Here is an 11,318-nt window from a genome sequence, read left to right as displayed (position 1 = left end):
CTTAGGCGGGTCAACTAGGGCTGTATTTCAAGCCCCCACTGAACAATAACTCAAGTCAGTGGTGGGTTGTTGACTTGCATCCCTCTCAGTTGACTTTAACCAGGGATTTTAACATCCTTGATTTTTATTGATTTTTAGACCGATAATTTTGGGGACATCTAATATTTGAATCAACCCAAAAAGCAAATTCCTAAGCTGGGGTGTCAAGCGGAATTGATGCTGCTATTACCCCTCCCGAAAATGGAGATAAACTTTTTGTAATGGTCACTGATCTCTATCAAAATAACGAAGATGTGACTTTGCTCAACAAGAAAATTAAAGAAACTTATCTCAATCAGGAAAGAAAAGGATATGCAGTTGGTATTGTAGCAATCAAAAGTGAATTTAACGGTACTGTATACCACGAGGTAGGAAACACATTAGAAACCTTTCCTTATACAACTGAAGGGAAAAAGCCTGAACAATTTCGTCCCTTTTATATTCTATTTTTAGGGCCTTACAAGGATATTAGTTACTATTTTGACAAACTCAAACGTGATGGAGGTCAGTTACTAGAAGACAGCAAATTCATCATTTTTTCCCCAGAGAATCTAGTCAGTAAACCCTTCTCTATTAGTGAGGCTGAACAACCACTCCCACAAGACTTAAAGCAACCCCATTCTCTTAATAATGGTAAAATATCAGTAGAAGTAGAGAACAATGAAAATTTTCAGCTTTGGGAAATAGATAGAAATTCTACTGAAGAATTTAAAATTAATTATAACGTTGTTTTGAATCCTGTAAACTACGCTTTAACCCTAGAGCCTAATTCTATTGATGTTAACTTCAAAATTAAAGCTTTTGATATATGGGAAAAACAATTTAAAGATCAATCTAATAACTCTCCAGCAAAAACAGCACTGCAACTCAATGAATGGAAACAAACTGATAATCAGTTGAGTTTTGTCACTACTCTTAGACCTGACTCTTTCCCAGAACCCGGAATTTATTTGTTCACTGTTGATGTGGTAGCTAAGAGTTTACAAGAACCGGCTTGGTGGGAAGAGTGGAGTGTTTCCATTGAAAATGGTGAAAATGATGGTTCAAAAACTCATAATTTATCTGATTTTTTGAAAGGATTAAAAACTCTGACAACGGAATTAATGGAAAAAAATCCTCCTGTGATCGGTCATTTCTGTTATGCAATTCAAAAAAATTAGCTGTAAGAACCTGATAAAAGAGAAAAAAATGCACTATGTTCATCAAAAGCGAGGCGATCACTAACTTCAGACCCATTAAAACATGGGTTTGATGATGATTTCTAATCTAAGAAAGAATGCACAAACTGATCTTAAAAAATAAATCATCTCACAAACGTCATATTTACAAGTTTTACCAGAGAAGGAAACTTATCTTTTCTTGGCTCCAATGTCACGTTTCTAGGAAATGATTCTTACCGTTATCAGATGCCCACATTTCAAATGTTAGGGTTACAGTTTGAAGTTAGTGAATTAACAAGGTAACAAATTCTTGAGGGTGTTCACCGATAAGAGATTGAATTTGACTTTGATAGGAATCCCAAATCTCTTGGGGAGATTGTACGGAATTTTGCTGGTTTAATTCAGTAAGTAACAGACTAAGTATGTTTTCAAGGTTTTCCCAAGACATTTGCTTTTACCCCAATTTTAACTCAATAAAAGTCAATAATTAACCAGGAGCAACTGGTGGGCGAGGAGGTTGCCCCGTTTGACGAGTTGATGCTGGACTCGGACAAAATCGACGGAAATCGCAGGCATCGCAGTCACCATCACCACCATCAGCATTCCAATTATTAGGAATATTTCCTGTCACATTTTCATGTAGAGCGCATCCTTCTATTCGAGCAATTACATTGTCTATTTCGGTAACTGCTTGATTAATTTCTGTATGGTCAACAGAAACAATTCTGATTGCTCTTTGTAATAGAAAACTATTTGTAAAACTTGGAAGAGGTTGACCATAACCTGATTGCCAAGTACCTAATGCGTAATCGTCAGCACTACCAGAACTAGGGAAAATATCTGTTAATCCCTGGTTAATTTCTCGCTTTAATTCGTTTAAATCAGTCTGAGAGGGAGATAATTCATTTACATAGATTAGTATTCCTGCCCTCACAGGATTAGTATTAGGTTGTTGGGCGCGAAGCCAAGCATAGGTTTGTACTTGCCAAGCTTCATGTTGCCAATAGGGTTTGCTATTAGGAGGTGGTGTCATTGGGGGGCGACGTGCTGCTTTGTAATCTACAATCACATCAAATTGACCAGATAGCCCTGGAATTTGACTATTAATCATTTGTACTAATGGATTATCCTGTTGTGAAATTAATGAAACACTGGATATAACATCAACCACCCCCGTAAGTTCATATCGATCACCGCGAGGTTGTTGTCCTGGGGGAGCATTAATGCCAGCAATAGGCATTAGCCTTGTACTACTCAACTTTTCTTCTACCGCAGTGATAAGCGGAAATAAATGAGGTACAAGTAAGTTCATCGCTGCTTCAACACGACGATATGCAGAATCTCTAGCCTCTCTATTTCGTGGAGTTTTGCCAGATGCTCTAAGTCGAGCCTCTACTTGATCTCCTAATACACCTAGATCATAATTAACTCTATTGGGATTAGGTGAAGTGGAAAAGCTTCCCCCCCAAGGAGTTTGATTAGAAGGCCAAGGAAAAGGGGTACGATTTTGCTGCCAATGAAGATACATCTCTTCCATCATTCCATGTACAAATTCACCTGTCCAAAGCTGAACAGGACGAGATGGTGGAAGAGAACTACGATTATAGTAACGATATTGTAGTCCACATCTTTGATAAGATAAAACATCTCCAGTTAGGCTATATTTAGGGACTTCAAAAGGAAGATCTCGGCTTGGAAGTTGCATAGTATTCTCCTAAATTAATATAATGGTATTAGCTGGATGATTAGGTGTCCAATTGACAGCATCTATGAATTGATATGTACGTCCACCGTTCCTTAGATCCCCTGTAGCAACGGATGGGACTTGATAAGAATTTTGTTTTGGTCTCGATGTCAATTGAGTTCTTAATCCAACAAGAATCAAAATATTTTGAGGTCGGCTCTTAGCAACAAAATACTGTCTTGTAAGATCATCAAAAGCTCTATCGATTCCTGTTCGTTGTAATCTGGCTTGGCCTACAGGGGAAAAATTAGCGATTTCATCCTCTGTAAGATGTAAATCAGAAGTTTGGTCAGGAAAACGAACATATCTTTGTTCTTTATGGTTTGTGGCAAAATCACTACCAACATCAACAATTACTAAAGGAAATTCTAATCCTTTAGCTTGGTGAATCGTCATAATTGGAAAAACAGATCTAGGAACGTAGGGCATAATTTCTTCATCTACATCTACATCCCCTTCAGCAATTGGTTCAAAAACTTCTCTAATTGCATCTTTAACAGAATTATCATCATAATTTGTACCTGATAAAATTGCAGATCGATATTTAGAGACTTGACTAGCTTCAACAATTGTACGAGCGATAGTTTCAACATAAATTTGCCCTTCTGGGCTTCTTTGAAAAAGAGGAAACCAAGTAACAACCGTAAATAACAATTCTAACAAAGGCCATTCACTAGGCCAGCGACTCATATTTGGTGCGTTTCGATTAGCCCAGTCAGCAAGAAATTGTTGAAGGCTGTTAGTATTAGGTTGATTAGGTACTGGATTAGATTGAGCAAATTGTATCCCAGCAGTTCGCCAATTGTTCAGGGTATTTCTAGTTCCTTGTTTGATACTTGTAATTGAGTTTTGAAGTCTTCCATTAGGATCAATGCACTCAAGCATAATTCCAAGACATTGCATAACTTCTGGAATAGTAGCAAAATCACGACCTCTAGGGTTAAATACATCTACCCCAGAATTCCGAAGCTGTTGACGAATCAGTAAAGGTAAACGTGGATTTCCATTATATTTTGTTTCCTGTACTTTACCAGCTAATAAAACTGCATCTCCAAAATCACCACCATTAGAATTACATTGAATAGTAAATTGTTGATTTCCTGAGATAGTTATAGTTCTTCCATTATCACGAAAAATATCATTTAATAGTGTACTAATAACATTAGCCAGTATTTGTACGTCTTTGCGAAAAATTCCTAAAACTGGAATATTCTGGCTTGGGTTACTAACCCAATTAGCAGAAGCAATACAAGCTTGTTTATTGGGAACACGTGCGCCTTGAAAATTTGGATCTGCTGCAATAAAGTGATTGAATAATTCAACAATTCTTTCAGTGGAACGATAATTATTAATTAAGTTGATTCGGATCGGGTTCCATTGAGTTCCTAAAACCGTTTGGATTCGATTAGAAAAATTAGCGCAAATCTCAACCGTAGCTCCTCGAAAACGATAAATGGATTGATCATCATCTCCTACTACTGTAAGGGCTGCATCGGAGTTTTGACATAGGAGATAGTAGATTTGCTCTTGAAGATAGTTGGTATCTTGAAACTCATCAACTAATAATGCCCTTAGATTTTGCGTTGTTGACTGTAATCTTCTTCCTTGAAGACGATTAAGTATTTCTTGCTCAAGAAGAGCAAAATCCATAAGCTGATGAGTTATGAGATAATTGTGATAATCATTTACAATATCTGCAAGTATTTGATGTCCTTGACCTTGGGTTGAATAACTATTAATATCTACGGCATCATGTAAGACTCTATCTGCAAACGAATGGCAAACTTTGAGCTTACTACTCAAAGAGTTAATACCAAAATATTGATTGTTAAAGTTGTTTAAGTGTGTTGTTAATGTATTGTTATTATGTCGTCCCCTTAAGAACATTACATTCTTTCGCAACAATCCTTTTGCCATAAAGCTTTCAATTACAGTAGGTGTAATTTCACCAGGACGGCGATCATCAGTTATCATTTCTTCAGCTAAAGAATCCAGAGTTCCAGTTTTTACCTGATTAATATCAAGAGACCGGAGCCATTGGGCTCTCTGCGAATTCCCATTAGTTTGAGCTTGGCGTATCGCTTCTTGTTGAGTTGCTACTCCCCATGACAAAATACGCGATCGCAATTCTGATGCAGCTTTCTTTGTAAACGTTGTTGCCATAATACTATTAGGCGAAAACCCATCAACAAAGATATGTTTGAGTACCCGTAGAGCTAATACAGTAGTTTTTCCTGTACCTGGCCCAGCGACAATAAATACTGGTGGTGATGGTGGCGCTATAACTGCATCATTCTGTTCATTATTCAACCATCCTTGCGTAAATTTAGTTACGGAAGCTTGAACACAAACTCGAAAATCATTGTAAGTCAGTGGCATGATTGAATTAGCCTGGTTATGATACTGGGTGGAATTTATTAAAAGATTTCTTTAATCAATTAACTACAAGATTATTTTGTAGCCACTTTTGTTAGAATAAAAATTTAGCTCGTTTCCTCTTTTTTATTTCCCATTTGAGAACGAGCTACTTTACGGCTTTCTAATAATTCTGTTAGCAGTTCACTTTTAATATCAGGATTTTTCCAATCCAATATAAAACGCCTCATAGCAACACTAACTAGGTCTTGTATAGTAGGTGCAGCACCATGATATTTGCTTTCGAGTGAAAGTCGGATTTGGCGAAGATCTTCGTAAAGGTCAACTGGAACACGAACTGTTGAAGGCAAAGCTTATTCCTTCTATCAATAAATAACCTTTGTATTTTAGTGGTCTTGACAGGATACTTGCCACCATGTATACATGGTTACAAGCTATGTGGTTTACCTTTGCAAAACGAGGAATTAATTATGGAGCTTGTGATGAAGGCTGTTCCTGTGCAGCGTGGGTCAAAAGAGGAGCATCAAAGTTATGTAGGGACGCTAACGTTTGGCGATATTGCCCGGTTACTGAATGACAACCATCTTTATGTCCCCAATGATCCTGATTTACCGGACTTAGCTCAACGGAAACTGAACCCAACCCGTGTTAAAGCGATCGCTCAATACATTTTGGAAACTTATGAAGATGGCACAACATTTTTCCCGCCGATTTGCGTTAATGTCCAACCTGCACCTGTTTATCAGAATGGATATATCTCTCTTCCTTACCATTCCGTATCTCTGCGACTCACCGACGGTCAACATCGATGCTTCGGTATTCGTCTGGCTCTCAAAGAGATTGAAGATCATCCCCTGCTAAACCCTACCCCTGTTTCTCAACTAGAGGTAGGAGTTTTATTGTATGCGGGACTGTCCCTAGAAGATGAACGGCAAGCATTTCGTGATCAAAACCTGTTAGTGCAAAGACCTAGCGTATCCCTGTCCCATACCTTTGATCGCCGCTCGCCTTTCGTTTTAATTGCTAAAAATCTATTAGAGCGAGTTCCCCAATTTCGTAATAATGTAGAAATGGTGGAAAATAACTTGGGAAAAAGTTCTAAATTGCTAACTTTCTCAACCTTAGTCAAGGCGACTCAATATACATTTCCTCATCTTAAATCTAAGGATAATTTAGAACCTTTAATGGATTGGACGGCAACATTTTGGGCAGGAGTTGCCTCAATTCTTCCTGATGATCCTTGGAGACCTCAAAACCCAGAAGAGCGCTTTGAAACAAAACAGGAGTCATTAGCAGTATCGGCAGTTGTGTTCCAAGCTTTGGGAATGTTAGCTCATGATCTTTATAAAGAAAATGTACCGAGTGAGGAACTAATTAAATGGTTAAGTCGATTACGGGAAATTGATTGGCAGAAAAATAATCAGTTATGGCATGAACGAGGTGTTACCAGTATTGGAGGTAGCGGAGAACCCATTATTTCCAATACCAAAACTACTATCAGTGCTTGCCATAAAATTCTATGCGAGTTTGTGGGTTTAGTGCCTATTTCAGTTTAGTTAAAAGCCGAGACTTCCTGTAAAGCATTACGCTGACTAAACCTTTCTGGTTCATAACGAGCATCCCACCATAACCAACCCGTTGAATCAGCCCAAACTCGGTGTTTTCTTAAGACTTCTACACGACCTAAAGCTAATCCTCCCAGTACAAAATTAGGTCGGCTCCAACTCAAAAGTTCATCGAGTTCATGGGGTAATAAACCAAATCTCAAACCTGTTGATATCGTTTTTTCAAGTTTTAATAGACCCCCTAAAGCAATATGTTGATAACCTATGTTACGGTATTCACTGATTAAAGTTCCTAGAAAGCTTTTAGGAGAGTTGTAATGGGGAGGTAACGAGTCAAGTTGCGGAATCAATGGTTTTGCCCAATTGTAGAGAGAATATCCCACTTGAACAACCCCAATTAAGTTATAACTTCTCGATTTTTGCCAATATTCTTCCCAACTCAATCGAGCTAAATAAAGCGACAATAAAGGTTCACCTAGAATATCGAGAGCAAAAACATAATCAGGACTAAACTGATCACACTTTGCTAAATAATCTCTGACTTTTTGACGTAATAGATTTTCATCGGCTAACCGATATTCTCTAATCCAACGTCCCTGTTTAAATTCACATTGAAGCTGTTGATACCAAGGATACTCATAATTCTTAAAAATATTACTATCAATAAAAAAAGGTTTGCCTCTCTCTCGAATTCGATGTAACAGTTTGGGATAGCAAGAGATAGGAGCTAAAATCCCATAATTTCCTTCAAGATTATCTAACCTTTTAAGCAATCGAAAGTCATTGAGAGAAAAAACAGGTAAAAATTCTCTATCTAAACCATCTGTGATTAACATATTTTAGATAAAATTCATTATCGGTTAGCAGGATATTCCGATAAATTTATTATATCCTAAATCAATAATTTTAAAATTAATCTAACTTGTTCTGCAAGCTTTGGATTAATGCTTTAAAGCGTTTATAAAAAACATAAGTATTATGAAATCCTCGGCGGCGATTTCTATCATTTCCTCGAAAGATAGCTACTTCAACTCCTAGTTCTTGACAAATCACACAATCACATTTTTTCCAGGGTTGATCTTCCAAAAGTTCTCGATACATTATAGCGTGCTGGCGTTGTCGTCTTTCCGCAGCAACGGGACTAACTTTACCATTTCGAGGAAGTTCCAACAGGTAATCATAAGCTAATAAAACCTCTAATGTTTCTTCTAAAGAGTACCTACCTTTGTCATATTCTCGAATCGCATTGAGAGAGTTTTGCTCTAACTTTTTTAACTCCTCCCGCTCTGCTATACCAGCATCTACAACTTGCTTAACACGCAAACCATTCTTACCAACAGGAGGAATCCGAACTGCGGCATAGGTTTTTCCTGTTATAGTTTGATAATTGGCATCAGGATCTAACCAAGCACTCCTTAAAGGGCCAGAGGAATCAAAGCTGGTAACACCTAAATGGCGAAATGCTGGGATTGCATCTAGTCGAGCGACACCAAATAAATGTAACCGTGTTGTTGATTTTAAATAAGGTTGAATTTTAATTAAAACATCTATAATATCTTGACTAGGCGTTCGAGCCATTCCCCCTAAAGCAATATACTCATAACCCATATTAATCAGTTCTTTAACCGCTTCAGCATAGGATTCAGGACTCCATCCTTGAGCCGCACCAATGGGGGTAAATTTTTCGTATCCTCGTTCTCGGCATTTTTCAATAAAATCTAAAGCATTGTCTAAGGTTAAGCCAAATCGAAACTCTCGACTTCCAGGTTTAGCAAAATCCCCTACGATTAAGTGATCTATACTGACACCATAATTAAAACCTAAGCCAGTATAATAATCCAAAATTTCTTCTGTTTTATAAGGAGGTTTTTCTTCCTTAATATAACCAAAAGCACCGCAATCTCCTAAAATTTCTCCTTGATATCGTAAAGCTTTATGAATTCCGAATTCTTCAACATAGTTTTTCTTTTTCCGGCTTTTATCTACGACAACCTTAGAGACTAAAATTCCATCATAGTTAGGTTGAGGATAAATTTGATGAGCATACCAATCTTCATAGGGTTCTCTTTTCGGGGTTAAAGTATCTGTTTTAAAATTAAAATTTGGATCTACCCGATCATCCCATTCAGGAATAAAATATTGCATTCCCAAGGAAATATTAGGCGCAGGCGGTAAATGAGGAATAGATATTAATCCATCTGAGTATCTTCCCTTAGATTTTTTTGATTTCTGCTTCTGTTGAGGGGAAACTTTGGGTAAGCTTAAAGGCAGTTCAAGTTGTATAGGTTGAGTATCTAAAATTTTTCCCAAACTTTCCGGTTGATGAGTAACGGTTTGTAGCAATTTGGAATCATGAACAACTTTAAAAGCAAATTGTTTAAATAAAAATCCTTTTAAGCCAACTAAACCATAGCTATATTTTTTAGCTTCTGCATTGGATAACGGTAAAATAAATTTTTTTGAATTTGGTACGGAAATAAACTGCTGACTACTCCCAGACGCTAAAAAAATAAAAGTTTGATCAGATCTAGATTTAAAAGGTAATGCAAGGGAACGAAGATAGTTGGCTCCTAATAGGAAAAACACTAAGTCATAATTGGAAATTGTAGATTCTAATTGGGTATGAATCTCTAAAGTATTAGCCCACTCATCAATTTCAGAATTATTCATGTTCTGAAACGTTACTTCATAGGGGACAATTTCTTGATTTTCCCAAATTAAGCCATACCCAGCACTAACAATAACAACATTCACCACCTGAGTTCCAAAAGAGCGTCGTAACTTCTCGACCCCTTCCATCACTTGTAAATGTTGGGTTCCAGTATACATTTGCCTTGCTGGAACTTGATAAGCCGAGAGTTCTTCAGATCGCTTTTGGAGCCGAACTGGATCTTGGAAATCTGCCAGTGTTAACTGGTTTTTTGGGCTGTAGAGCTTTTCTCCAGTGCAAGAAGTCACCACTAAAATACGAGGGAGAAGCTGAGAAGTCGCTATGGGGACATTGAGAGCAATCATTGAAAATTAGTCTACCTCGTCTATAACCCAAGACTTGCAAGGTAAGGATAGCGATCACTTTCCTTAATTTTATCGTCTGGACTCATTGAATCGGATGTTGTCTGACTCCTGAGCAAGTTGTTAAATATTATCCTTTATCAATGTGAACTAATCAACAGCTAGAAAATCCCTGGGAGTTATAATCTGGTTTTGATATTCGGCTAAGGTTTTGAGGGATAACAAATCTTGATCTCCGGTGATTAAATATTCAGCGTTACAATCTTTAGTCAGTTCTAAAAATTTATTATCGTCTGGATCTCTACAGATGTTGATTTCCGATGTAATCTCTATAAATTGGCTAGATTTTTTAACGACTTCTAAAAATTGTTCTCGGTCTTGATCCGAAATATATTTATTGAATTTAGATTTGTAAATTCGGGTTTTTAATTCTTTGTAAGTTTCTTTACTTTGAGCGATTTTAAAGTGTTGATAAGCTTTATCTAAGGCTTGACGGGCTGTTCCATTTGGACTCAGGGCAGCACTCAGTAAAACATTAGTGTCTATAACAATGAGTTTAGGATTCATCGGCGAGTAATTCTTCTAGGATGTCTTCGGTTAGTCCTTTGGCTTGGGCATTTCTGCCGATTCGGTCACAAACACTCAGTAAGTCTCCATTTTGATTTTTGGGAGAGTTTTTCTTGATTTGTTGAATAAGTTGTTCCTGTTCTTGTGCTGTAAGTTGGAGGACAAGGTTAAGAATTTGCTCGAAGGTTAGAGGAAGTTGATAGGTTTTTTGATTCATGGTGGGTTATGGAGTTAAGAAATGGCAACTTGTCTAATGTCTATTTTACCTATAACAATGAAAGGAATATTTTACACTACTTTAGTTTGATCAACTAGCTTATGATTGTCTGCCCTTTAACCACTTACCAAAACCCTTGAGATAGTCTTTACCTTCCAGAAAATATCAAGGATTACAGATTGACCCATATAACTCTAAATCTTCCTTCTGGAATTTTAATTAATTCACCCCAAAACCTCCTGTGATTAACATCACCTCAGTTGTTGAGTCAAGTCACTGTTACAATCTTTAACATTGCGTTACATTAATTTACATACCCAAGCAAGTTCAAGGAAAAACACCATGTACACCACCAACGAAAACGGTATTTTGAATAACTACGCTACCGAACCCCAACTTTATTTTGCTGAGTACCCCTCACCCGAACAGCAAAGTCGCTATGCACTTCAAGGCGCTGCTGCTGTCCTCCTGGTAACTTCCCTGCTCATGATTGCTTTTGCTGCCTCTTAAACAACCATCAGTTATTGTCAACCTTAAAATCACAACTGCCTCATCAGGGGCGGTTTTTCCGTTTTTAAGGCAAATATCGAGGCTTCTCCTTTTGAGCAACTGCTTTGTTCATTTTTTCAGGGTTTGGG

The 11,318-nt window shown here is 37.4% G+C and carries 10 protein-coding genes; 3 read left to right on the top strand and 7 right to left on the bottom strand.

Features of this window, described 5'->3' with window-relative positions:
• Positions 1-200: 200 nt before the first annotated feature.
• Positions 201-1,199, top strand: coding sequence for a hypothetical protein (locus PL8927_RS01670; RefSeq protein ID WP_083616911.1), 999 nt, complete (start codon positions 201-203; stop codon positions 1,197-1,199).
• A gap of 487 nt (positions 1,200-1,686) precedes the next feature.
• Here the strand turns inward: PL8927_RS01670 and PL8927_RS01665 are convergent, their stop codons facing one another.
• From PL8927_RS01665 to PL8927_RS01655, 3 genes are all read right to left on the bottom strand, one after another.
• Complete coding sequence (locus PL8927_RS01665; RefSeq protein ID WP_083616909.1) at positions 1,687-2,904, bottom strand: PD-(D/E)XK nuclease family protein; 1,218 nt, start codon at positions 2,902-2,904, stop codon at positions 1,687-1,689.
• Positions 2,905-2,913: 9 nt separating this feature from the next.
• The gene (locus PL8927_RS01660; protein WP_083616907.1) at positions 2,914-5,322 is read right to left on the bottom strand and encodes a UvrD-helicase domain-containing protein; all 2,409 of its coding nucleotides are present in this window, start codon (positions 5,320-5,322) and stop codon (positions 2,914-2,916) included.
• Positions 5,323-5,426: 104 nt separating this feature from the next.
• The gene (locus tag PL8927_RS01655; protein WP_083616905.1) at positions 5,427-5,669 is read right to left on the bottom strand and encodes a hypothetical protein; all 243 of its coding nucleotides are present in this window, start codon (positions 5,667-5,669) and stop codon (positions 5,427-5,429) included.
• 120 nt (positions 5,670-5,789) lie between these two features.
• On the opposite strand from PL8927_RS01655, the gene PL8927_RS01650 reads away from it, so the two are divergent.
• Entirely contained in the window at positions 5,790-6,875 is a 1,086-nt protein-coding gene (locus PL8927_RS01650; protein WP_083616903.1) for a DNA sulfur modification protein DndB, read from the top strand.
• Here the strand turns inward: PL8927_RS01650 and PL8927_RS01645 are convergent.
• The 4 genes from PL8927_RS01645 to PL8927_RS01630 form a co-directional block, all read right to left on the bottom strand.
• A complete protein-coding gene (locus PL8927_RS01645) occupies positions 6,872-7,720 on the bottom strand; it encodes a hypothetical protein (RefSeq protein WP_083616901.1) in 849 nt (282 codons plus the stop codon). The genes PL8927_RS01650 and PL8927_RS01645 overlap by 4 nt on opposite strands.
• A 76-nt stretch (positions 7,721-7,796) precedes the next feature.
• Complete coding sequence (gene dpdA, locus PL8927_RS01640) at positions 7,797-9,899, bottom strand: tRNA-guanine transglycosylase DpdA (protein WP_083616899.1); 2,103 nt, start codon at positions 9,897-9,899, stop codon at positions 7,797-7,799.
• A 147-nt stretch (positions 9,900-10,046) separates the two neighbouring features.
• The gene (locus PL8927_RS01635; protein ID WP_083616897.1) at positions 10,047-10,463 is read right to left on the bottom strand and encodes a putative toxin-antitoxin system toxin component, PIN family; all 417 of its coding nucleotides are present in this window, start codon (positions 10,461-10,463) and stop codon (positions 10,047-10,049) included.
• Positions 10,453-10,680, bottom strand: coding sequence for a hypothetical protein (locus PL8927_RS01630; RefSeq protein WP_083616895.1), 228 nt, complete (start codon positions 10,678-10,680; stop codon positions 10,453-10,455). Before PL8927_RS01630 ends, PL8927_RS01635 begins: the two co-directional genes overlap by 11 nt.
• Before the next feature lie 342 nt (positions 10,681-11,022).
• Here PL8927_RS01630 and psb34 point away from each other — a divergent pair, with 342 nt between their 5' ends.
• Positions 11,023-11,190, top strand: coding sequence for a photosystem II assembly protein Psb34 (psb34, locus tag PL8927_RS01625; RefSeq protein WP_156093065.1), 168 nt, complete (start codon positions 11,023-11,025; stop codon positions 11,188-11,190).
• Positions 11,191-11,318 lie beyond the last annotated feature (128 nt).

The sequence above is a fragment of the Planktothrix serta PCC 8927 genome, from assembly GCF_900010725.2.
GTDB classification, from domain to species: Bacteria; Cyanobacteriota; Cyanobacteriia; order Cyanobacteriales; family Microcoleaceae; genus Planktothrix; species Planktothrix serta.
The sequence above is the reverse complement of the archived record's forward strand: the minus strand, read 5'-3'. Positions and strand labels throughout refer to the sequence as shown.